The sequence below is a fragment of the bacterium genome (genome assembly GCA_004299235.1).
GTDB lineage: Bacteria > Chloroflexota > Dormibacteria > Dormibacterales > Dormibacteraceae > SCQL01.
The window spans coordinates 55,858-78,813 of record SCQL01000009.1 but is presented as its reverse complement, the minus strand read 5'-3'; the positions used below and the strand labels follow the sequence as shown (position 1 = coordinate 78,813).

At 69.6% G+C, this 22,956-nt stretch carries 22 protein-coding genes; 8 read left to right on the top strand and 14 right to left on the bottom strand.

Annotated elements, in window-relative coordinates:
- Positions 1 to 2 precede the first annotated feature (2 nt).
- On the top strand, positions 3 to 1,166 hold the full coding sequence (locus EPN29_03060) for an aminotransferase class I/II-fold pyridoxal phosphate-dependent enzyme (GenBank protein TAN34362.1): 1,164 nt from the start codon (positions 3 to 5) through the stop codon (positions 1,164 to 1,166).
- Positions 977 to 2,461: a GTPase HflX gene (gene hflX / locus EPN29_03055; protein TAN34361.1), complete on the top strand. Its 1,485-nt coding sequence runs from the start codon at positions 977 to 979 to the stop codon at positions 2,459 to 2,461. The genes EPN29_03060 and hflX overlap by 190 nt, the downstream gene beginning before the upstream one ends.
- On the opposite strand, the gene lexA is transcribed toward hflX, so the two are convergent.
- Positions 2,445 to 3,059, bottom strand: coding sequence for a transcriptional repressor LexA (lexA, locus tag EPN29_03050; GenBank protein TAN34360.1), 615 nt, complete (start codon positions 3,057 to 3,059; stop codon positions 2,445 to 2,447). The two genes, hflX and lexA, sit on opposite strands and share 17 nt — an antisense overlap.
- 126 nt (positions 3,060 to 3,185) lie before the next feature.
- Here lexA and EPN29_03045 point away from each other — a divergent pair, with 126 nt between their 5' ends.
- Positions 3,186 to 3,497 (top strand): LysM peptidoglycan-binding domain-containing protein, encoded by a 312-nt coding sequence (locus tag EPN29_03045; protein TAN34359.1) that lies wholly within the window; start codon positions 3,186 to 3,188, stop codon positions 3,495 to 3,497.
- Between the two features lie 22 nt (positions 3,498 to 3,519).
- Positions 3,520 to 3,741 (top strand): glutaredoxin family protein, encoded by a 222-nt coding sequence (locus EPN29_03040; GenBank protein ID TAN34358.1) that lies wholly within the window; start codon positions 3,520 to 3,522, stop codon positions 3,739 to 3,741.
- A 143-nt stretch (positions 3,742 to 3,884) separates the two neighbouring features.
- Here EPN29_03040 and EPN29_03035 read toward each other — a convergent pair whose 3' ends face one another.
- The 5 genes from EPN29_03035 to pyrF all read right to left on the bottom strand — a co-directional run bounded on the left by EPN29_03035 (position 3,885) and on the right by pyrF (position 8,436).
- Positions 3,885 to 4,241 carry a hypothetical protein gene (locus EPN29_03035; GenBank protein ID TAN34357.1) on the bottom strand — a complete coding sequence of 119 codons (357 nt, stop codon included), beginning with the start codon at positions 4,239 to 4,241 and terminating at the stop codon, positions 3,885 to 3,887.
- Between the two features lie 85 nt (positions 4,242 to 4,326).
- Entirely contained in the window at positions 4,327 to 5,013 is a 687-nt protein-coding gene (locus tag EPN29_03030; protein ID TAN34356.1) for a TetR/AcrR family transcriptional regulator, read from the bottom strand.
- Complete coding sequence (locus EPN29_03025) at positions 4,934 to 6,127, bottom strand: acyl-CoA dehydrogenase (GenBank protein TAN34355.1); 1,194 nt, start codon at positions 6,125 to 6,127, stop codon at positions 4,934 to 4,936. The genes EPN29_03030 and EPN29_03025 overlap by 80 nt, the downstream gene beginning before the upstream one ends.
- A 285-nt stretch (positions 6,128 to 6,412) precedes the next feature.
- Positions 6,413 to 7,774 (bottom strand): TIGR00300 family protein, encoded by a 1,362-nt coding sequence (locus EPN29_03020; protein TAN34354.1) that lies wholly within the window; start codon positions 7,772 to 7,774, stop codon positions 6,413 to 6,415.
- Entirely contained in the window at positions 7,648 to 8,436 is a 789-nt protein-coding gene (gene pyrF / locus EPN29_03015) for an orotidine-5'-phosphate decarboxylase (protein ID TAN34353.1), read from the bottom strand. The genes EPN29_03020 and pyrF overlap by 127 nt, the downstream gene beginning before the upstream one ends.
- A 32-nt stretch (positions 8,437 to 8,468) precedes the next feature.
- Here pyrF and EPN29_03010 point away from each other — a divergent pair, with 32 nt between their 5' ends.
- From EPN29_03010 to EPN29_02995, 4 genes are read left to right on the top strand one after another with little or no spacing between them, the layout of a single operon-like run.
- Complete coding sequence (locus tag EPN29_03010; protein TAN34352.1) at positions 8,469 to 10,247, top strand: NAD+ synthase; 1,779 nt, start codon at positions 8,469 to 8,471, stop codon at positions 10,245 to 10,247.
- 43 nt (positions 10,248 to 10,290) lie between these two features.
- Entirely contained in the window at positions 10,291 to 12,840 is a 2,550-nt protein-coding gene (lpdA, locus tag EPN29_03005; protein ID TAN34351.1) for a dihydrolipoyl dehydrogenase, read from the top strand.
- Positions 12,840 to 13,856 (top strand): alpha-ketoacid dehydrogenase subunit beta, encoded by a 1,017-nt coding sequence (locus EPN29_03000; protein ID TAN34350.1) that lies wholly within the window; start codon positions 12,840 to 12,842, stop codon positions 13,854 to 13,856. The genes lpdA and EPN29_03000 overlap by 1 nt, the downstream gene beginning before the upstream one ends.
- Positions 13,849 to 15,096 carry a 2-oxo acid dehydrogenase subunit E2 gene (locus EPN29_02995; protein ID TAN34349.1) on the top strand — a complete coding sequence of 416 codons (1,248 nt, stop codon included), beginning with the start codon at positions 13,849 to 13,851 and terminating at the stop codon, positions 15,094 to 15,096. The genes EPN29_03000 and EPN29_02995 overlap by 8 nt, the downstream gene beginning before the upstream one ends.
- Here the strand turns inward: EPN29_02995 and EPN29_02990 are convergent.
- From EPN29_02990 to EPN29_02955, 8 genes are all read right to left on the bottom strand, one after another.
- The gene (locus EPN29_02990; GenBank protein ID TAN34348.1) at positions 15,080 to 16,492 is read right to left on the bottom strand and encodes a HAMP domain-containing histidine kinase; all 1,413 of its coding nucleotides are present in this window, start codon (positions 16,490 to 16,492) and stop codon (positions 15,080 to 15,082) included. The genes EPN29_02995 and EPN29_02990 overlap by 17 nt on opposite strands.
- A 44-nt stretch (positions 16,493 to 16,536) precedes the next feature.
- Positions 16,537 to 17,238, bottom strand: a complete 702-nt coding sequence (locus tag EPN29_02985) for a response regulator transcription factor (protein TAN34347.1) — start codon at positions 17,236 to 17,238, stop codon at positions 16,537 to 16,539.
- An 89-nt stretch (positions 17,239 to 17,327) separates the two neighbouring features.
- Positions 17,328 to 18,704, bottom strand: a complete 1,377-nt coding sequence (gene der, locus EPN29_02980; GenBank protein ID TAN34346.1) for a ribosome biogenesis GTPase Der — start codon at positions 18,702 to 18,704, stop codon at positions 17,328 to 17,330.
- Positions 18,705 to 18,879: 175 nt separating this feature from the next.
- Positions 18,880 to 19,290, bottom strand: a complete 411-nt coding sequence (locus tag EPN29_02975) for a M67 family peptidase (protein ID TAN34345.1) — start codon at positions 19,288 to 19,290, stop codon at positions 18,880 to 18,882.
- Complete coding sequence (locus EPN29_02970) at positions 19,287 to 20,240, bottom strand: cysteine synthase family protein (GenBank protein ID TAN34344.1); 954 nt, start codon at positions 20,238 to 20,240, stop codon at positions 19,287 to 19,289. The genes EPN29_02975 and EPN29_02970 overlap by 4 nt, the downstream gene beginning before the upstream one ends.
- Before the next feature lie 12 nt (positions 20,241 to 20,252).
- Entirely contained in the window at positions 20,253 to 20,495 is a 243-nt protein-coding gene (locus EPN29_02965; protein TAN34343.1) for a hypothetical protein, read from the bottom strand.
- Between the two features lie 2 nt (positions 20,496 to 20,497).
- A complete protein-coding gene (locus tag EPN29_02960; GenBank protein TAN34342.1) occupies positions 20,498 to 21,658 on the bottom strand; it encodes an aminotransferase class I/II-fold pyridoxal phosphate-dependent enzyme in 1,161 nt (386 codons plus the stop codon).
- Positions 21,655 to 22,926, bottom strand: coding sequence for a phosphopyruvate hydratase (locus EPN29_02955; GenBank protein TAN34341.1), 1,272 nt, complete (start codon positions 22,924 to 22,926; stop codon positions 21,655 to 21,657). Before EPN29_02955 ends, EPN29_02960 begins: the two co-directional genes overlap by 4 nt.
- Between the last annotated feature and the right edge of the window lie 30 nt (positions 22,927 to 22,956).

The window sequence follows — 22,956 nt, the reverse complement described above, 5'->3', positions numbered from 1 at the left end:
CGATGTCGCCGGGGGCAAAGCGGTTGGGCCTGATACCGCCTTATCTCTTCGCCGAGATCGACCGCAAGGTGCAGGAGAAGAAGCGATCAGGCGTCGATGTCATCTCGCTGGGCGTCGGCGACCCGGACCTGCCGACGCCGCGGCGGATCGTCAGCGTCCTGCAGGAGGCCGCGGCCGATCCCGCCAACCATCGGTACCCGTCGTACTTCGGCCTGGCCGAGCTGCGCGAGGCGATTGCCGGTTGGTACCGAGAGCGATCCGGCGTGGGACTGGATCCGACCACGGAAATCCTGCCCACGCTCGGCTCCAAGGATGGGATCAGCCACGTGCCCCTGGCGCTGGTCGACCCGGGTGACGTCGTCCTCGCGCCGGATCCCGGCTACACCGTTTATGTGACGGGCGCGCTGATGGCGGGCGCAGAGCCATACGTGATGCCGCTGCGGGCGGAGAACGAATGGCTGCCCGACCTGGAGGCGATTCCACACGACGTCGCGCGGCGCGCCCGGCTCATGTGGCTGAACTATCCCAACAATCCGACCGCGGCCGTGGCGGGCCGCGAGTTCCTCGAGCGCGCCGTCGCGTTCTGTCGAGAACACGGCATCGTGCTGTGTCACGACGCTCCGTATTCGGAGATCGCCTTCGACGGCTACCGACCGCTCAGCCTGTTCGAGATCCCAGGCGCGAAGGAAGTCGGGCTCGAGTTCCACTCCCTGTCGAAGACGTACAACATGACCGGCTGGCGCATCGGCTGGGTGTGCGGCCGCGCCGACCTGGTCGGCCTCATCGGCCAGCTGAAGACCAACATCGACTCCGGGATCTTCCAGGCGGTGCAGTGGGCCGCGATCGAAGCGCTGAAGGGTGGGGAGGAGGACACGCATGCGGCGTGCGAGATCTACGCGCGTCGCCACCGGCTCGTGGCGGACACGCTCAACGACCTCGGTTGGACCATCCGGCCACCGCGCGCAACCTTTTACGTGTGGGCGCCGATCCCGAAGGGATACGACTCGATCGGCTTCGCCGGCCACGTGCTGGACGAGGTGGGCGTGAACATCACGCCCGGTGTCGGCTTTGGGGCTCACGGCGAAGGCTACTTCCGGCTTTCCGTGACGGCGCCCGACCCCCGTCTCGAAGAGGCCATGGCGCGTTTGAGGAAGCTCACCCTCTGATCACGACCAGCAGTCCGCGAGAGCGGGCGTATCTGGTCGGGGTGCTGCTCCCCGGCACGGCTTCGGACCTGGTCCGAGAGCAGATGGCAGAGCTCGCGGACCTGGCACGCACGGCGGGCGCCGAGGTCGTGGGCTCGGAGGTGCAGCGCCGCAGCGAGGTCGACCCGGCGCACTTCATCGGCATGGGCAAGGTCGATGCCCTGCGCGAGATGAGGCTGGAGGGCGGATTCGACCTCGTCATCTGCAACGAGGACCTGAGCCCGAGGCAGCAGCGCAACCTCGAAAAGGCGCTCAAGACGCGGGTGCTCGACCGTACCGAGGTGATCCTGGAGATCTTCGCCCAGCATGCGCGCACGCACGAGGGCCGCCTGCAGGTCGAAGCGGCGAGGCTGCATCACCTCCTGCCACGCCTGATCGGGGCTTACGCGTACGACCGCCAGGTTGGCGGCCGGCGTGGCGGGGTGGGGGCACGGGGCGGTTTTGGTGAGCAGCAGATCGAGGTCGAGAAGCGGCGGATTCGCAAGCGCATGCGCGACCTCGAGCGCGAGATCGAGCAGGTGCGCTCGCAGCGACACCAGCAGCGAACCGGGCGGAGGCGCGCGGAGCTCGAGACGGCGGCGATCGTCGGCTACACGAACGCCGGCAAGTCGACCCTGCTCAACGCGCTGACCGGCGCCGACGTTCGGGCCGAGCAGCGCGTGTTCGCGACCCTCGACCCGACGACGCGACGGTTCGAGCTGTCGAGCGGGCGCGAGATGCTGGTCACGGACACGGTGGGCTTCATCCAGAAGCTGCCGACCGACCTGGTCGCCGCCTTCCGCGCGACGCTCGAGGAGGTGACCGAGGCGGACCTGATCCTTCAGGTGCTGGACATCAGCTCGCCCGCCGTCGAAGAGCAGGCGGCGACCGTGGATCAGGTGCTCGCCGATCTGGGAGCGGCCGGCAAGCCTCGCGTCGTCGCCCTCAACAAGGTGGATCTCCTTGGGCCGGCGGCGCGGCGGCGGGCGGTCGGCCTGCTTTCAGCGCGCTATCCCGGCGCGGTGGCCATCTCGGCCACCACCCGCACCGGACTGCTCGACCTGCTCGCCGCCGTGGACGGATCGAGTCGTGGCGACACGGTGAGCTTGGAGATCCTCGTCCCGTACGGCAGCGAGGGCGTGCTCGCCGCCCTGCGCAAGGTCGGCGGTGTCGAGCGCACGGAGTACGTCGAAGGCGGCACCAGGGCCTGGGGCTGGGTGCCGCGTCACGCCGCCAGGCGCTTCCAGGCCTTCAGCTCCGCTAGCGGAAGAGCCTGATCACCCCGCGGACGACGCCGACCAGGTTCACGTTGGTGGTCACGATCGGCTCGTAGGCCGGATTCTCCGCCACCAGGCGAACGTTGCCGTTGCCGCGCTCAAACCTCTTCACGGTCGCGTCGCCGTCGACCAGAGCGACGACGATGGCGCCCTGAGGCGCCTCCTGCTGGGGCCGCACGAGGACCATGTCGCTGTCCAGGATGCCGGCGTTGATCATGCTGTCGCCCCGGACGCGAAGGAGGAAGAAGCCCTCCTGGGCCATCTCCGACGAGAGCAGCACGTGGTCTTCGATGTTCTGCTCGGCCAGGATCGGAGCTCCCGCGGCGACGTTGCCGACGACCGGCACGGAGACGGCGTTGCGCCTCTGCTTGTCGACCTCGGCGTCCTGGACGAGCTGGACCGTGCGCGACTTGCTGGGATCGCGGCGGATGAGGCCGCGCCGCTCGAGCTGGTTGAGGTGGTTGTGGACGGTCGAGCTCGAGCTGAGACCGACCGCCTCGCCGATCTCGCGCACGCTCGGGGGATAGCTGCGCACCCGGGTCACGTAGCGGATGTAGTCGAGGATCTTGGTCTGCCGTTCGGTGAGCTGTTCGTTCACTTCGTGTCTTCTCCAGCGCGTGGTGGGGACGTTGCCGCCCATGCTAGCACCATTACGGCTGATGAGCAAACCTTTGTTCGGGCCGCTTGACAACCAAACGCGCGTTCGTTACAGTGCGCCGAACAGATGTACGCCACCGCCTACGGAATCCGCCCCCTCCGATCCACCCGTCACGCCGGCCTGCGCCATTTCCGCCGGCTGGCGGCGGTGATCGGCCTGTCCCTGGCGGTGAGCGTCAGCCTGGCGGTGGTGGCGCACGGCGGCACAGCGCCCACCGAAGCCAGGGTCGTGGTCCAGCCCGGCGACACGATCTGGTCGATCGCCGCCGAACGCTATCCGAGCGACGACGTGCGCGCCCGGGTGGAGGACATCGAGCGCCTCAATCGTCTGAGCAGCCCGCTGATCACCGCCGGGGAGACGCTCCGCGTGCCGGCCTAGGGATTCGATGTAGCCTCGACGCATGGCCCTGGTGCTCGTCTCCCGGCAAGGCTGTCACCTTTGCGAGCAGGCGCTGAGCCTCCTGCGCGAGCTCGGCCTGGAGGTCGCGCTGGCCGACGTCGACGCCGACGTCGAGCTGTTCGCCCAGTACGACTGGCGCGTCCCGGTCGTGCTCCTCGACGGCCGGGTCATCGCCGAAGGCCGAATCCTGCCCGATCAGCTCCGGCGGGCCCTCGGTAGCTAGGCGAGGGAGGCCCAACCAGGCCCCGGAGCGGCCCCAGGGTCCGGCTGGTTGGTGCTGATAATGACGCTTATCGCTACCATACGAGATCGAGGTGCAATTCGGGCTTTCGCTCACGCTCCTTGGCCGCGGCCGGGTGCAAACCTTCAGGCGGAGCGCTGCAGCGCCGGCTCGGCGTCCAGGCCGCGCATGAAGATCTCGAGCGGCAGCGCGGCGACTTCAAAATCGCGCCGCAGCAGCTCGAGGTCGGCGCCTTTTTGCTCGAGCCCGGCGATCGCCAGCTGGAGTGTGCGCAGGGCGTCCCTGACGTAGCGGTCCAGCGGGTCCGCCAGGCGGCCGGCCAGCCGGTCCCGGCGCCAGGCCTCACGAACCTCGGTGGTCAGCCCCTGGAGCCGGGCGGCGACCAAAGCGACCAGCTCGCGCTCCGAAGGCTCGGAGGCGAGGCGCTCCGACGCCTCGGCGTGGGCGCGGATCAGCCGGCGCAGCCTCACCCGGGTGCTCAAGGTACGCATGTTCGAGGGTTACATGGTAGCGAACAGGCGTTCGGAAGGCAAGAGGGTTTACCGGGGCCCGCCGGGTACCGGGCGCCTACGGGGCGAAGATGCGGCACAGGCCCGCCGCCAGCGACTCCGCCTCGACGCCGGGGTGGGTCAGGAAGTGGCCGACGGCATCGCTGACCGCCCCCACCACCGCCCGCCCGAACACCTGCGGGTCCTTGTCCGCATAAAAAGGATCGTGGAGCATGGCGTGCCGGACCTCCTCCGCCACGGCGCCGGCGAACCGGCCCTGCAGCTCGTGCCGCACCGCATCGACGCCGGTGCTCAGCCCGACCGACTCGACGATCAACAGCCGCGCCACCGCCGAGCGCTCGAAGCACGAGTGGACGAACGTGGTGATACCCAAGCGCAGCCGCTCGCGGTGGTTGTGGCCCCTGGCGGCCTGGGTCAGCACCTCATGGATCAGCGACCCGCCCTCTTCGGCCAGCAGCTCCCGGAAGCAGTGCTCCTTCGAGGTGAAGCACTCGTAGAACGCCGATTTCGACGCCCTGGCCTGGGCCACGATCTCTTCGACCGAGGTCAGGTTGTAGCCGCGGGTCGCAAAAAGCGTCAGGGCGGCTTCGGCGATCCGCCGGCGGCGCCGCTCGAGCCTCGCATCGCGACGCTGCTGGGCTGGCGAGCTCGCCGCGACCGCCAAGCTAGTCGCGCGCCAGGGCGCGGGATATGACCAGCCGCTGGATTTCGCTCGTGCCTTCGAACAGGGTGTAGATTTTGGCATCGCGGTGCCACTTCTCGACGGGGAAGTCGCGGATGTAGCCGTAGCCGCCGCAGATCTGGATCGCCTGCTCGGTGACCTTCACCGCCACCTCGCCGGCCTTCAGCTTGGCCATCGAGCCCTCGGCCTTCTTGAACTCTCCCCCGTTGCGGCCCTCCCACAGCGCGCGCCAGATCAGAGCCCGCGTCGCCTCGATCTCGGTCGCCATGTCGGCGAGCATGAAGGCGATCGCTTCGTTCTCGATCAGAGGCTTGCCGAACTGCCTGCGCTCCTTCGCGTACCGCAGCGCGAACTCGAACGCCGCCCGCGCGATGCCCAGCGCCTGGGCGCCGACGATGGGGCGTGACAGCTCGAAGGTCTTGAGGGCCACCGACGAGCGCTGATGTGTGCCCGCGTGGGCGCGGGCGAGCCTGGCCTCGAGCTTGTCCATGCCGCCGAGCACGTTCTCCAGCGGGATCGTGCAGTCCTCGAGCAGCACCTCGGCGGTGTGCGAGGCTCGGATGCCCATCTTCTTTTCCTTCTTGCCCATGCGCAGGCCCTTGGTCCCGGGCGGGACGACAAAGCTCGCCTGCCCACGCGTGCCGAGCTCCGGCTCGACCGCCGCCACGACGACGTGGACGTCCGCGATCCCGCCGTTGGTGATGAAGATCTTCTGGCCGTTGATCACCCAATCGCCGTTCGAGCGCACGGCGCGGGTCTTCATCGACGACACGTCCGACCCGGCGTCGGGCTCGGTCACGGCGAACGCGCCCAGCGCGGGTTTCTCAACCGTGCCGAAGCAGGCCGGGATCCAGGTCGCGATCTGCTCCGGCGTGCCCTGCGAGAAGATGGCGGCGATCGGCAGGCCGGTGCCCTGGATGGCCAGAGCGATGCCGGCGCAGCCCCAGGTCAGCTCCTCGGCGACGAGCGCGGGCATGATCCCGGTCGAGTCGGCGTACGTCTGCTGCAGGAAGTCGACGCCGTAGAGGCCCACCTCGGCCGCCTTCTTGAGGATCGGCCAGGGGAACTCCTCCGCCTCGTCGTATTGGGCCGCGACCGGGCGGATCTCCTTCTCGGCGAAGTCGTGGACCCAGTCACGAATCTCACGCTGCTCGTCGGTCAGCTCGAAAGAAACCATCTCGACTCCTGCATGGAACCGCTTTGGTACTGGTACGTACCGTTCTGCCCACGCACAGTACGCCGCGGCGCGTCATCGTGTCAAGGCGCTAAAACCGACCACACGCGGCGCGGGTACAGCGGCCTGCCGCCGCCCGCTCCCCGCGGCGGCTACTCGGCGGCTTTCGGCGGCTCCGGCTGGCTGGTCACCACCGAGTGGTGGCGGAACTGGCCGTCGGCGGGCGGTCCACCCGGCTGCTTTGCCTTCTTTTTCTTCTTGGCCTCGCGGCCCTGTTTGTCGCGTCCTTTACCCATGGGCCCCAGTTTCCATGACTTGGGCCAGTTCGCGCAAGAAAGACTCGACATCGGTGACCAGGCCGATCGACTGCCAGCTCCCGCGGTCCGCCAGCTTGGTCACCACCGCCGGGTTGATGTCCACGCACACGGTTCGCACGCCCGCCGGGAGCATGTTCCCGGTGGCGATGGAGTGCAGCATGGTCGAGAGCATCAGCGCCATGCGCACGCCGGTGAGCGCCGCCCGCATGCGCTGCTGCGCTTCGATCATGTCGGTGATGACATCCGGCAACGGGCCGTCGTCGCGCACCGAACCGGCGAGGACGAACTCGATCCCGTGGTCGATGGCGGACTTCATGACCCCGGATTTCAGCTGCCCGCTCTTGACCATCTGCCGCAGCCCGCCGGCCGCCCGGACGCGGTTGACGGCTCGCATGTGGTGTTCGTGCCCGTGCTCGATCGCAAGCCCGCTCTCGATGTTCACCCCGAGCGCGGTGCCGAACAGCGCCGACTCGACGTCGTGGACGGCCAGCGCGTTGCCGGCGAACAGCACCTGGACGAAGCCGAGCTCGATCAGCCGGGACAGGTACCGTCCGGCGCCGGTGTGAACCACCGCGGGGCCGGCCACGACCGCGATGCGGCCGCCGGCCGCATGGATCTGCCGCATCTCCTCGGCGATGCCCGCGATGAGCACCTTCTTCGGCTTCTCGGCCGAGACCTCGCTGCCCATGAAGCTGAAGATCTCGGTCTGGCGCGAGCGCTCCAGGGGGGTGACGCGGACGCCCCGGTGCCCGATCACGATCTCCATCCCAGGCTTGGCGCCCTGGAACACGATGCACCTCGCGCGGCCGTTCCCGCGGTCGACGGCGATGGCGCAGTCCATCTCCATGTTCTCGACCGGCACCCATCGCTCCCCCAGTAGGACCTCGGTGGGCAGGTTGCTGGTCGAGTAAAAGCCTTCGGGGAAGACGCCCTCCTGCGTCACCCGCTCGAGGCGGACCGGCTGCTCGGATTCGGCGGTGGCGCCCAGGGCGCGGGCGCGGCGGACGATGCGGTCCAGCAGCGCCGCCGAACCGGCGACCACCTCCATCCGGCAGAGCGACGTGTCGGTTTTGTGCTGGCCGACCTTGAGCTCTTCGATGGTGAAGTTCCCACCCAGGTCCATGACCATGTCCATCACCTGCGGCAGGGTCATCGAGTCGATGATGTGACCGGTGAGCACCAGGCGTGCCGTGTGGCGTCGCTCGGTCACGCGAGCGCTCCGGCGACGGCGTTGATCTGCGCGCGCAGCGCCTTCGCCGCCTCGCCCGGGCTCTTCGCGTAGAGCACGCTGCGGCTGGCCGAGACCAGGCACGACGCGCGGTCGCCGTTCCATGCGCCCTTGACCGAGCCTTCGAGGTCGCCCCCCTGCGCACCGATGCCCGGGATGAGGAACGGCAGGGCCGTCGCCTGGCGCAGCTCGGTGATCTGGTCGGGCGCGGTGGCGCCGGCGACCAGGCCGACGTTGCCCTTGACGTTCAGCCGTTCGGCCATCGCGGCGACGTGGAGGTACACCGCCCTGCCTGCCGCCTGCAGGTGCTGCAGGTCGGCGGCCCCAGGGTTCGACGAGCGGCACACGACGTACACCCCCTTGTTCTCGTAGCGCGTGAACTCTTCGATCGAGTCGGCGCCCAGGTACGGGGTGACGGTCGCCGCATCCATCGCCAGCGTCTCGAAGGCCGTGCGCGCGTACGCCCGCATCGTGTTGCCCATGTCGCTTCGCTTGACGTCGAACAGGAACGGCGTCTCGGGCGCTTGGGCGCGCAGCTCCACGAGGGCCGCCCAGCCGTCCGGGCCGTACTGCTCCCAGAAGGCGCTGTTCGGCTTGAAGCAGCAGACGTGCTCTTCGGTCTGGCGCAACACCTCGCGGCAGTGGCGCAGCGCGCCGGCGGCACCGCCCTGGATCCGCTCCGGGTCCGGGTCCAGGCCGACGCACAGCAGGGTGTTGCGTGCCGCGGAGAGCGCGCGGAGGCGTTCGAAGTAAATCACGCACCGCAATCGTAACCAGGCTCAAAGCCCAGAATTGAGCCGTGAGGATCGCGCTCGCCCAGATCAACCCGACGGTGGGCGACCTCGGGGGCAATACGAGCCTGATCACCGAGTGGATCAGGCGCGCCCGCGAGGCGGGGGCGGACATCGTGTGCTTCCCGGAGCTGACGATCACCGGCTATCCCCCGGAGGACCTCGTCCTCAAGCCGGCCTTCGTCCGCGACAACCTCAAGCAGCTCGACGTCGTGGCCAGGGCGACGAAGGGGATCTCCGCCGTCGTCGGCTTCGTCGACGAGGACGGCGACATCTTCAACGCCGCGGCGTTCCTGCACGACGGCGAGCTCCAGGCCGTCTACCACAAGGTGTTCCTGCCCAACTACGGGGTCTTCGACGAGCAGCGGTACTTCGAGCCCGGCCACCGCTGCCCGATCGTCGAGCTCGACGGCGTGCGTGTCGGATTGTCCGTTTGCGAGGACTGCTGGTACCCCTCCGGACCGATGGCCTGGGAAGCGCACCACGGCGCGCAGCTGATGATCAACATCAACGGCTCGCCCTACCACGCGGGCAAGCGCGCCCCGCGCGAGGCCATGGTGGCCGGACGCGCGGCCGATTACGGCGCGTTCGTCGCCTGGGTCAACACTGCCGGCGGCCAGGACGAGCTGGTCTTCGACGGCAACAGCGTGGTCTTCGGTCCGCGCGGCCAGGTGCTCGGCCACGCGGCGTCGTTCGCCGAGGAGCTCCTGGTCTGCGACCTCGACATCGCCGCGGCCTCGGTCCACCGGCCGGTGGAGGAGATCCGGCGCGAGGCCGAGGGCGCGACCAGGCTGGAGCTCGCCGTCACCGAGGTGCGGGTTCGTGCCGGCGGCCCGACGGCGAAGCCCGCGATCACGACGCGGATGGCGGCGCCCCTGGAGGGCGCGGCCGAGATCTATGCCGCGGTCGTGCTCGGCACGCACGACTACGTGCGCAAGCAGGGGTTCGAGAAGGTCGTCATCGGGATGTCGGGCGGCGTCGACTCGGCCCTGACCGCCGCCATCGCCTGCGACGCCCTCGGCGCCCACAACGTCATCGGCGTGCGCATGCCCTCGCGCCACACCTCGACCGAGAGCCTCGAGGACGCGGGGCTCGTGGCCGAGGCGCTCGGCATGCAGCTGCTGGACTTCCCCATCGAACCCGCGCACCGGGCTTTCGAGGAGGTCCTCGCCGGCGCCTTCAGGGGCACCCAGCCCGGGGTCGCCGAGGAGAACCTCCAGCCGCGCATCCGGGCCACCATCTTGCACGGGCTGTCCAACAAGTTCGGCTACATCGTCCTCAGCACCGGCAACAAGTCGGAGCTGGCCACCGGCTACGGCACGCTGTACGGCGACATCGCCGGCGGCTTCGCGGTCCTCAAGGACATCACCAAGACGACGGTCTACGAGCTGTGCCGCTACCGCAACTCGCTCGGCTCGGCCGATCGCGCGCCGGGTGGCCTCCAGCCGATTCCCGAGCACGTGCTGGCCAAGCCGCCGTCGGCGGAGCTGAAGCCGGGCCAGAAGGACAGCGACAGCCTGCCGCCCTACGAGGAGCTCGATCCCATCCTTCGCGGCTACATCGAGGAGGACCTGAGCCCGGAGGAGCTGGTCGCGGCCGGCAACCGGCCCCAGACGGTGGCGCGCGTCATCCAGCTCGTCGACCGCAGCGAGTACAAGCGCCGCCAGGCACCCCCCGGGGTCAAGATCACGCCTCGGGCTTTCGGCCGTGACCGGCGCATGCCGATCACCAACCGCTACCGCCCCAACGGGGCTCGGCCTGCAGCCGAAGGCGAGCCCCCGGCATAATCAAGGTCGATACCTCGTATAGATAGCATTTATAGGAGCTGAGTTGGCTGCTGCAGGTAATCCGTTTGACGTCGTCGTGATCGGTGGCGGGCCGGGCGGTTACGTCGCCGCCCTGCGCGCCGCGCAGCTTGGCGCCAGGACGGCGGTCGTCGAGCAGGACCGCCTCGGCGGCACGTGCCTGGTGCGCGGCTGCATCCCCACCAAGGCGCTGCTCCAGTCGTCCGAGCTGTACAGCCTCGCCAAGTCCGGCGCCGAGTTCGGCCTGGTCGCCGGCCAGCTCGGCTTCGACTGGCCCGCCGCCCAGAAGCGCAAGGCCGCGGTCGTGGACCAGCTCGTCAAAGGCGTGGAGGGCCTGCTCAAGGCCGGCGGCGTGACGGTCATGAACGGCACCGCACGCCTGGCGGGCAACGGCGCGGTCGACGTTTCGGGCGAGCGCATCCAGGCCAAGGACATCATCATCGCCACCGGCTCGGCGGTGGCCCGGATTCCCCTGAAGGGCGCCGAGCTCACCATCGATTCGGACCAGATCCTGGAGCTGAAGGAGGCTCCCGGGCAGCTGGCCGTGATCGGCGGCGGCGTGGTCGGCATGGAGTTCGCGGCGATGTTCGCCGCCCTGGGCAGCAGGGTGACGGTCCTCGAGATGCTGCCGCAGGTGCTGCCGATGGTCGACGCGGACCTGGTGTCCGTTTACACCAAGCACCTCGGCCGCCTCGGCGGCGAGGTCCACACCAACAGCAAGGTCGCCGAGGTGGTCAAGGTCAAGGGCGGCCTGCAGGTGCGCTTCTCCACGGGCGGCGAGGGGGGCGCGGTCGACGCCGATCAGGTGCTGCTGGCGGTCGGGCGCGTGCCTTACACGCAGGGCCTAGAGGCGGAGAAGGCGGGCGTCGAGCTCGAGCGCGGGCGCGTCGTCGTCGACGCGCAGCTGCGCACCACCGCGCCCGGCGTCTGGGCGATCGGCGACGTCATCGGCGGCATCATGCTCGCCCACGTCGCGTCCTACGAAGGCATCTGCGCGGTCGAGAACATCGCCGGACACGGCAACCGGACGCCCGACTACCACGCCGCGCCGAACTGCATCTACACCGACCCCGAGATCGCCCACGTCGGCCTGGGAGAGAAGGAGGCCAAGGACAGGGGCCTGGAGGTCAAGGTGGGTCGCTTCCCGTTCGCGGCCTCAGGCCGGGCGCTCACGCTCGGCCAGTCGGAGGGCTTCGTCAAGGTGGTGTCGGATGCGCAGTCGGGCCGGCTGCTCGGAGCCCACATCATCGGGCCCCGCGCCACCGACCTGATCGCCGAAGCGACCCTGGCGGTGCAGAACGGGCTCACGCTGGAGCAGATCGACCTCACGATCCACGCGCACCCGACGCTGCCGGAATCGCTGCTGGAGTCCGCGCTGGCGGCGCAGGGCCGGGCGATTCACATTCCCAACCGGCGCTCAAGTCTTGCCGCCGCGGCCGGGGGCGGCCGGGCCGCCGCGGCCGGCGCCCAGGTGGCGCAGGCGCAAAATCACGAGCAGCGGATGGTCGCGTCCGTCAAGCCGAGCTCGAGTCCCCCGCCCCCCACCGCGATCACACCCCGCTCACTCGAGCTCACCAAGAGCAATCGCGACTTCCTGCTCGGCCTCCACCGCCGGATGCAGCTCATCCGGCGCTTCGAGGAGCGCGCGCAGGAGCAGTACACGAAGGCCAAGATCGGCGGCTACTGCCACCTGAACATCGGCGAGGAGGCGACCGTCGTCGGCGGCATCGTCGCGCTCAAGCCGAACGACTACATCTTCACCAGCTATCGCGAGCACGGACACGCGATCACCCGCGGCATCGACCCCAAGGCCGTGATGGCCGAGCTGTTCGGCAAGGAGACGGGCACGTCGCGGGGTCGCGGCGGCTCCATGCACATGTTCGACTCGGACCTCCGCTTCATGGGCGGCTACGGGATCGTCGGCGGCCACCTGCCGCTCGCCGTCGGCGGCGGATGGGCGGTCAAGTACCACAAGGAGAAGGACGTCGTGTTCTGCATGTTCGGCGACGGCGCCACCAACATCGGCGCCTTCCACGAGTCGCTGAACTTCTCGAAGGTGTTCAAGCTCCCCGTCGTCTGGTTCTGCGTCAACAACCGCTACGGCATGGGCACGCCGGTCGAGGCCGCCTCGGCCGTGAAGGACATCTACCAGAAGGCCTGCGCCTACGACATGGAGGCGATCCAGGTCGACGGCATGAACCTGCGCGAGGTGATGCTGCGCACGAGCGAGATCGTCGAGAAGACCAGAGCCGACTCGGAGCCGCGATTGATCGAGGCCATGTGCTACCGGTTCAAGGGGCATTCGGTCGTCGACCCGGACAAGTACCGCTCGGCCGAGGACAAGGAGAAGTGGCGCAAGGCGGACCCGATCGTCGCCTTCGAGAGCGAGCTGGAGAAGAGCGGGCTGGCGGACGAGGAGTACTTCAAGACCGTGCGCCAGGAGATCGACGCCGAGGTCCAGGAGACCATCAGGTTCGCGGACGAGAGCCCGGAGCCGCAGACCGACGAGCTGTACCGATACACGTACGCGAACGAGTGGGAAGATCGGCCCGAGCTTCGCGGAGGCTCGCTCTGATGGCGGCCCAGGCTCGCGCGCGGGGACCGGAAGAGAAGCTCTACCGCGTGGCGCTGCGTGAGGCGCTGGCGGAGGAGATGGAGCGGGACGATTCGGTGTTCCTCATCGGCGAGGACATCGGCAAGTTCGGCGGGGCCTACCGCGTCACCGATGGGCTGCTCGACCGCTTCGGAGCGCAGCGCGTCGTCGACGCCCCCATCGCCGAGGAAGTGATCGTCGGCACCGCGATCGGCGCGGCCATGCTCGGGCTGCGGCCCGTGGTGGAGATGATGACCATCAACTTCTCGCTGGTCGCCTACGACCAGATCGTCAACAACGCCGCCAAGATCCACTACATGTTCGGGGGCCGCTCCAAGGTCCCGATGGTGATCCGCATGCCGGGCGGCGCCGGCCACCAGCTGTCGGCGCAGCACTCGCACAGCCTCGAGGTCCTGTACGGACTCATCCCCGGCCTTCTGGTCGTGGCGCCGACCACGCCCGAGGACGCCAAGGGCATGCTCAAGTCCGCGATCCGGACCGACAACCCCGTAATGTTCCTCGAGTCGATGAGCCTCTACAACGTCAAGGGCATCGTCCCCGACGGCGACTACACGATCCCGATCGGCAAGGCCGCCGTGCGCCGCCAGGGCGGCGACGTGACCGTCGTCGGCGTGTCGCGGATGGCCGTCCTCGCCAACGAGGCCGCCAAGCAGCTCGAGGAGGAGGACGTCGACGTCGAGGTCATCGACCTGCGTTCGATCCGCCCCATCGACTGGCCGCCGATCGTGGAATCGGTGCGCAAGACCGGACGCTGCGTCGTGGTCGAAGAGGGTTGGGCGACATACGGCATCACCGCCGAGATCGCCGCGGGCGTGCAGGAGCGCTGCTTCGACTACCTCGACGCGCCGGTGCGCCGCATGGGCGGCGCGCAGGTGCCGATGCCGTACAGCCTCCCGCTGGAGAAGGCGTCCATCCCGACGAGCGAGAGCATCAAATCGCTCGTGCGTGAGGTCGTGGGCAGGAGGGCCGATGCCTGACGTCAACATGCCGAAGCTCTCCGACACGATGGAGGAGGGCACTGTCGTCGAGTGGAAGAAGAAGACGGGCGATGCGGTGAAGGCTGGCGACGTGCTGGCGGAGGTCGAGTCGGACAAGGCGACGTTCGACCTCGAGGCCGAGTCGGACGGCGTGCTTTCGATCCTGGTCGAGCAGGGCGTGCCGGCCAAGATCGGGGCGCCGATCGCGCGCATCGGCGCGGCCGCCGGCGCGGCTCCCGCCAGACCCGCCGCCGCGCCGAAACCAGCCGCGGAGAAGAAGCCCGAGGCGGCGGCCCCGCCGCAGGCTGAGGCACCGCCACCGGCTCCCGCAGCCGAGAAGGCGGCCGGCCGGAACGGCGGCCCCAACCGCCCGGACGTCAAAGCTTCCCCCCTGGCCAAGCGCCTTGCCGCCGAGATGGGCGTCGACATCGCCTCGCTCGAGGGCAGCGGCCCCGAGGGCCGCATCGTCAAGGAGGACGTGCTGGCCGCCGGCGGCAGCACCCGGGCCGAGCGCGGGCGACCCGCCCCGGTGGCGCAACCCGTGGGCCCTGACGTCGAGATCGTCGAACCCTCGCGCATGCAGGCGACGATCGCGCGCCGCATGGTCGAGGCCAAAACCGCCGTCCCCGAGTTCCAGGTCACCGTCGAGGCTCGGGTCGACGAGGCCGTGAGCATGCGCCGGCAGCTGAAGGACTCGGTGGTGGGCGCCGACCGGGTGACGATGACGGACATGCTCGTGCGGGCGTGCGCGCTCGCCCTGCGCAAGTTCCCCGAGGTCAACGCCTCCTGGGCCGAGGGGCGTTTCCAGCGCAAGCGCGCCATCAACATCGGCCTGGCCGTGGCGCCGAGCCAGGGCATGGGCCTGCTCGTGCCGGTGGTCCACGACGCGGACTCGAAGGACCTGATCCAGATCTCCATCGAGTCGCGCCAGGTGATCGAGCGCGCGCGCTCCGGGCGGCCGGGCGAGGGCGACCTGAGCGGCGCGACCTTCTCGATCTCGAACCTCGGCATGTTCGGCGTCGACGAGTTCGTCGCCATCATCAACCCGCCCGAGGCGGCGATCCTCGCGGTCGGCGCGATCAAGGACGTGCCGGTCGTGGAGGACGGCCGGATCGTGCCCGGCAAGGTGATGCGCATGACGCTGTCGGTGGACCACCGCGTCTTCTACGGCGCGACCGCGGCTCAGTTCATGGCCGAGGTCAGGCGCCTGATCGAAAACCCGGTCACGCTGGTCGTCTAGCTCCGCCCGCAAGGGGCAGCTCGAGGTGGAGCTGCAGGTTGTCCTCGGCGTCGAGGTCGGCCCACAGCCGCCCCTTCATCGCCGCCGCCAGCTCGCGTGAGATGGCGAGCCCGAGACCCACGCCTCCCGCCGCCGCGGACCGCGACGGATCCGCGCGGTAGAAGCGCTCGAACAGCCGGTCCGGGTCGGGCCGGTGGGTGTTGGCGGGGTTGGAGACCACGGTCTCGACCCAGCCGCCGCTGCACTGCGCCACCGCGCTGACCGTCGACCCCTCGGGCGCGTACTTGACGGCGTTGTCCAGCAGGTTGTCGAGGATCTGGTGGAGGCGCTCCGGGTCCGCCGCCACGGGCGGCATGTCCGTGGGCACGCTCAGGCTGAGCGCCAGCCGGCGGGCGTCGGCGCGGGGCCGGACGATCTCGAGCTCCTGCCGGAGCTGCACGCCCAGGTCGACCGCCGTGATGTGCATGGAGATGGAGCCCGCCTCCACGCGCGCCAGGTCGAGTAGCTCCTGCGCCATGCGCAGGACGCGCTCCGACTCCTCGTGAACGATGGTCGCGGCGCGCGCCCGCTCGGCCTCGCTCCTCAGGCTGCCGTCGACCAGGGCCTGGCTGAACCCGATCAAGCTCGTGAGCGGAGTCTTCAGCTCGTGCGACACGTTGGCCAGGAAGTCGCGCTGGATTTTGCGGGCGCGCTCAACCGCTTCGGCCATGCGGTCGAAGGCTGAGCCCAGCATCCCGATCTCGTCCCCGCCTCGAATGCCGACGCGCCGCGAGTAGTTGCCGGCGGCGACGTCCTCGGCGGCGCCGGCGAGCTGCGTGAGCGGGCGGGTCAGTGACCGGCTCACGAGCAGGATCAGCAGCATGGCGACCACGAGAGCCGCGCCGCCCGCTTCGAGCAGGCGCGCCGCCAGCTCTCCCGCCGCCGCTGTCGCGATCGACGCCTGCGGCTGAGCCAGCACCACATAGGCCGCTCCCAGCGGGTCACGAGCGGGCGCCAGCGGGGCGGCGGCCAAAAGATAGGCCTGGTCGCCCAGGGGCGTGCGGGCCTCGGCCACGCCGGCGATCCGCCTCGACGTCTCGATCGAGATGAGCTGGCCGTCGGTCGCCGGGCCGGCGCTGTCGAAGACCACCCGGCGCTGCCGGTTCAAAAGGATCAGCCGGTTCCCGTTGAGGGCCTGGGCGAGGCTGGCGAGGCGAGCCTGGAAGTCGACGGCGGTGTCGAGCCGGCACCCGGCGCCGCCCGGGTTGGTGGGCAGCAGCGGCCGGAAGAGGCACTCCTGATGGCGCACCAGTACGACGGCGGTCTGGGCGGTCCGGTCGAGCTGGTCCTGCGCGCCCTGGAACTCGAGGTCGCGGACCAGCACCCAGGTCAGGGCGCCTGCCAGCAGCAGGCTCACGGCGACGATGCCGGCGGCGGCGGCGAGAAGACGAAGTCGGAGAGTCAGCTCCCCGCCAGCTCCAGGCGGTAGCCGACACCCCAGACGGTCTGGATGCTCGGGTCGGTGATGGTCGCCGCGGCGAGCTTCTCGCGCAGCTGCTGGACGTGGACGTCGACCGTTCGCGTGTAGCCGGGGAAGTCGTAGCCCCACACCAGGTCGAGCAGCTCGCTGCGCTGGAAGACGCGTCCGGGATGGCGTGCCAGCAGGGCGAGCAGGTCAAACTCCTTGGGCCGCAGCTGGACCTTCGCCTTGCCGTGGCGCACCTCGTGGCGCTCGAGGTCCACCTCGAGGTTGCCGGCCCGGATCAGCCTGGGCTGGTCGGGCTCGAGCCGCGCCCGGCGCAGCAGCGCCTTGGCACGCGCGACGAGCTCCTGCGGATGAAAGGGCTTGGTCAGGTAGTCGTCGGCCCCCACCTCGAGGCCGACCACCTTGTCCGTGACCTCGTCGCGCGCGGTCAGCATGATGATCGGCACCTGGCTCTGCTTGCGGATCTCCTTGCAGATGGTCAGTCCGTCGGTGCCGGGAAGCATGATGTCGAGGATCACCAGGTCGGGCCTGACCTGGCCGAACCTGGCGACCGCCTGCGCCCCGTCCCCCAATCCCTCCACCTCGTAGCCCTCGCGCATCAGGTAGAGGCGCGCCAGCTCCACGATGTGGTCCTCATCGTCGACCACCAGGATCTTGGAGCTCAAGGCCGCCGCCATAGCGTCAATACATCACCATCGCATCAGACCGGTGTCGGCTGGGCATGAGGGAAATGTAAACGCGCCGCCGGCCGATACGTCTGCGCGCCTTACCTGCCCGTCTTGTGGGCGGGGCGGGCCGAAGGGCGGGCGGTGGCGGCGGAGCGCCCCGTACCCGCCCGCAGCACCAGCTTCAGCGGGTTGCCGGTCAGCCCGAAACGGTCCCGGATCTTCTTTTCCAGGTAGCGGCGGTAAGAGAAGTGCAGCAGCCCCGTGTCGTTGACGAACATCACGACGGTGGGACTCTCCGAGCCGGCCTGCGTCGCGAAGTCGAGCTTGAGGCGGCGGCCCTTGAAGCTCGGCGGCGGATGCTCCAGGAAGGCCTCGCGAAGCAGGCGGTTCAGCTCGTTCGGCGGCATCTTGATGCGGCGCTGGCCGACCACCTCGAGCGCGGCGGGGACGATCGAGCCGATGCCCTCCTTGGTGCGCGCGGAGACCGCCATCACCGGCGCGAACGTGGCGAACTTGAAGTCCTTGCCCAGCGTCTCGCGCCAGTAGGGTGCGCGGCGCTGCGCGGGCTCGACCAGGTCGATCTTGTTGACCACGATCACCAGACCCTTCCCCGCCTCGAGGGCGTAGCCCGCGACGTGCTGGTCCTGAGCGAGAACCCCGGCCGAAGCGTCGATCACCAGCAGCACCGCATCCGCGCGCTCCATGGCATGGATGCCGCGCATGAGGCTGTAGCGCTCGAGCCGGTCACGGCTGGAGGACTTGCGCCGGATGCCGGCGGTGTCGATGAGCACGACCGGGATGCCGTCGAAGACGAGCTCGGTGTCGATGGGGTCGCGCGTGGTGCCGGGAACGGCGCTGACCAGGGCGCGCTCGTCGCCGAGAAGGGCGTTGAGCAGCGACGACTTGCCGACGTTCGGCCGGCCCATGATGGCGAGCCGGTCGGCCTTCTCCTCCGCCGCCGGCTCGGCCTCGGGAGGCGGCAGGGCCTCGAGCACGCGATCGAGGAAGTCGCCCACGCCGATGCCGTGCTGGGCGGAGAGGAGGCTGGGCTCGTCGAAGCCGAGCTCGAGGATCTCGTGCGCGAAATGACGCTCGCTGGGGGAGTCGGCTTTGTTGGCGGCGACCAGGACGCGACGGCCGGAGCGGCGCAGCAGGCGGGCGATCTCGCGGTCGATCGGCGTCAGCCCCTGCCGGACGTCGAGCAGGAGCACGATGGCGTCGGCCTGGTCCATGGCGATCTTGGTCTGCGCCTCGATGGCCGCGCGAGACTCGTCCTTGGCGGAATCCAGGTCCAGGCCGGCGGTGTCCACCACCGTGAACTCGCGCCCGCGCCACTCGCCGACGCCGTACAAGCGGTCGCGGGTCAGGCCGGACTCGGGGTCGACGATCGCCTTGCGCCAGCCGAGGACGCGGTTGAACAGCGTCGACTTGCCGACGTTCGGACGACCCACGATGGCGACGATTGGACGAGCCATGCTGTCAATTAGACCGTTTCCGGGGCCCGGTGCACAGGAACCCGGTCGCGATCCCGCCCGGCGCCGCTCAAAACGAGCCCAGCCACCGGGCTGACGAAGCCCTACAAGGCGCCGGCGAGGAGGCTCGAGAACCGGCCGGTGGCGCCGCTCTCAGGCCGATTGGCGAGCGTCGGGCTCAGACGATCTCCAGCGGTTCCGGCCGGAACGGGCCGCCGTCGTCGGCGGCCACGAACCCGTTGGCGTCCACCGGCTTGCCCTTCTCGACGGACACGATCAGGTAGACGTATCCGGCCCAGGCGCGTTCGGTGTCGAACCGCGAGGCCTGGGCGGGATGGTCCGGGTGGCTGTGGTAGTAGCCGACGATGTCGAGGCCCGCGGCGTCCGCCTCCTTCTGGATGCGGATGTGGTCGCGCGGATCGATCTCGTAGCGGTCACGAGCCCGCTCGACGATGATGTTGCGCGCGCGCTTCACCTCGCTCACGACGCCTTCGCCGCGCGGGCCGACCATGATCCCGCAGATCTCGTGCGGGTAGCCCTCAGCGCCATGCGCCTGGATGGCCTCGAACGCGGCTCGAACGATCCTCACCTCGGGCGCGCGCCGTACAGGCCGGTCGACAGGTAGCGGTCACCCGAGTCCGGGAAGACGGTGACGACGACGGCGTGAGGGGTCTTTTCGGCGATCCGCCGCACCGCCCACAGCGCGGCGCCGCTCGAATGACCGACCAGCAATCCTTCGGTGCGCGCCACCGCCCGCGCCAGGTCGTAGGCGGGCTCGGTCGGGCTTCCCCACACCTCGTCGGCGATGCCTGGATCCCAGATCCTCGGCACGATCGCCGTCGGCAGGTGCTTCAAGCCCTCGAGGCCGTGAAAGGAATCGTCGGGCTGCACGGCGATGGTGCGGATGGAAGCGTCGTGCTCCTTCAAGCGGCGCGAGGTGCCGACGAACGTCCCGGTGGTGCCGAGGCCGGCGACGAAGTGGGTCAGCCGTCCGGGCGTCTGCTGCAGGATCTCCACCGCCGTGCCCTCGTAATGCGCGCGCACGTTGGCTGCGTTGGAGTACTGGTCGGGGTAGAAGTAGCGATCCGGCTCTTCATCGACCAGCTCACGCACCAGACGGATCGCGCCGTCCGAGCCCTCGAGCGCATCGCTGTACACGATCTCGGCGCCGTAGGCCACGACCAGCGCCTTGCGCTCGGCGCTCACGTTGCCGGGCATGACGAGCTTGACGCGATAGCCCTTCGCCGCGCCGACCAGGGCGTAGGCGATGCCGGTGTTGCCGGAGGTCGAGTCGATGATGATCTTGTCGCGGGTCAGCGCTCCGCGCCTTTCGCCGTCTTCGATCATCGACAGTGCGGCCCGATCTTTGACCGAACCGCCGGGGTTGAACCATTCCGCCTTGGCGTAGACCTCGACGCCGGGGAACTCGCGCTCGAACAGGCGGACGCGCAGCAGCGGCGTGTTGCCGATCAACCGCGTGATGCCTGGAGTGACGACGCCCTGGGTCATGTGCCTATCAAGGATAGAAACCCGGCCCATTCGCCCGCGCGCTCAGTTCGCGAAATGGACGATGACGCTGCCGGCGACGACGAAGACCGCACCCAGGGTGTAGCCGATCAGAGAGCGGCGGTAGACAGTGCCGCCCTCGGGGGCGAGGATGTTGAGCACGGCCTTGCCGATCAGAAAGCCGCCGCCGAGCAGGGTGATCGACGGCGATCGCGCCAGGACGCCGGCCACCAGGATGCCACCGGCGACCAGCACCTCGAACAGCTGCAGCAGCGTGTACGCCGACACGGCTAACCGGCCAGGGCCTGGTTGAAGTCAAGGACGATGTCGTCCGGGTCCTCGATGCCGACGGAGACGCGCACGGTTCCGGGACCGACGCCGACCTCGGCGCGCTCCGAAGGCGTGAGCGAGCGATGCGAGGTGATCTCGGGGTAGGAGATCGTGGTCTCCACCCCGCCGAGGCTGGCGGCGAACGAAACCAGTTGAAAGCGCGAGAGCATCCGCTGTACGGCCGGCCGCCCGCCTTCCAGGTCGAAGGCCATCATCCCCCCCGCCCCCCGCGGTAGGAGCCGGCTCGCGACCTCGAAGGACGGCGACTCTTCGAGGAGCGGGTGATGGACGCACGCGACACCCGGCAGCCTCCGCATCGCCCGCGCCAGAGCGAGCGAGTTGTCGCTGTGCCGGCGCATGCGCACGTCGAGGGTGCGCATGCCGCGCAGCGCGAGCCACGCGTCGAATGGACCCAGCGGCGTGCCCGTCCGCACCGAGCGAGAGCGCGCGGCGGCGATCGCCGGGGCGGAGCCGGCGATGACGCCCGCGACCAGGTCCGAATGGCCGCCGATGTATTTGGTGGCGCTGTGCACGACCATCGTGGCGCCCAGGTCCAGCGGCCGGCACAGCATCGGGGTGGCGAAGGTGTTGTCGACCAGGAGGGGAACGCCGCGATCATTTGTCATCGCCGCGATCGCTTCCATGTCCGGGACCCTGCACAGCGGATTGGTGATGGTCTCCGCCAGCACCAGCCCGGCGCCCTCCAAGGCCCGCCGCACGGCCTCGAGGTCGACCAGGTCGACGAGCTGGGTCTTGTAGCCCGCCGGTTCCAGGTCCTGGCGCAAGAGGGCCAGCGTCCCGCCGTACAGCTCCCGCGTGGCGACGACGGTCGCCGGGCGCGGCGCCAGAGCCAGGATCGCGGCGTGGAGGGCGGCCATCCCGGACGCGGTGGCGACACCGGCCTCCGCGCCCTCCAGCTCCGCCACCGCCCTCTCGAGCATGTCGCGGTTGCTGTTCGAGTTCCGCCCGTAGTAGTGCCCGGGCCGCTCCCCCCTCGCGACCGCGTCGTAGTCCTCCAGGTCGGTGTAGACGTGCACCGCAGCCGGGCTGAGGTCGGGGGCGAGCGGAGTCCGGGCGACCAGCTCGCGGCCCGCGTGGACCGCCCGCGAGGGCGGCTTCACCGCAGCGGGCTGCGACCCGCGTAGACGGCCGCCGCGCCCAGCTCGGCCTCGATGAAGAGCAGGCGGTTGTACTTGGCGACTCGCTCCGAGCGCGCCGGCGCCCCGGTCTTGATCATCCCCACGCCGGTCGCGACCGCGAGGTCCGCGATGGTGGTGTCCTCGGTCTCACCCGACCGGTGCGACATGACCGAGCTGTACCTGGCATGGCGCGCGAGGTCGATCGCCTCGAGGGTCTCGGTCAGCGTGCCGATCTGGTTCACCTTCACCAGCAGGGAGTTGGCGACGCCGCGCTCGATGCCCACCTTCAACCTTCTGACGTTGGTGACGAAGAGGTCGTCGCCGACCAGCTGCACCCTGCCGCCGATGCGCTCGGTCAAATGACGCCAGCCGTCCCAGTCGTCCTCGGCCATGCCGTCTTCGATGGAGACGATCGGATAGCGGTCGATCCACTCCTCGTACAGGCTCGCGAGCCCCTGCGCGTCGAGGGTGCGGCCTTCGCCCTTGAGCGTGTACCTGCCGTCGGCGTAGAACTCGCTGGCGGCGGGGTCGAGCGCGATCGCGATGTCGTGGCCCGGCGTGTAGCCGGCCTGCTTGATCGCCTCGACGATGAGCTTGAGCGCGTCCTCGTTGGAGCTCAGGTTCGGGGCAAAGCCCCCCTCGTCCCCCACCGCGGTCGCGAGCCCCCGCGCCTTCAGGACCTTCTTGAGCGCGTGGTAGGTCTCGGAGACGGCTCGGATGGCCTCGCCGAACCGGGAGGCTCCGACTGGGCACACCATGAACTCCTGCAGGTCGACCGACGTGTCGGCGTGCGCGCCGCCGTTGAGGATGTTGGCCATCGGCAGCGGCAGCGTGGCCGCGCCCTCGCCACCGAGGTGGCGGTACAGCGGGACGCCTTCAGCCTGCGCCGCCGCGTGGGCGGCCGCCAGCGAAACGCCGAGGATCGCGTTGGCGCCGAGCCTCGCCTTGTTGGGCGTGCCGTCGAGCTCGATCAGCACCTCGTCGAGCCCCTTCTGGTCGAGGACGTCGAAACCGCGCAGCCGCTCCGCGATCTCGCCCAGGACGTTGGCCACCGCCCGGGTGACGCCCTTGCCGCCGTAGCGCTCCGGATCGCCGTCGCGCAGCTCGACCGCCTCGTGGGCGCCCGTCGAGGCCCCGGACGGGACGATCGCCCGGCCGCTGCCCCTTTCCGTGTGCACCGTGACCGCGATCGTGGGATTACCCCTGGAGTCGAGCACCTCGTGCGCGGTCAGGTCGGTGAGGCGAGCCACGACTTCGAAGTCTAGGGATTCGGCGGCGGC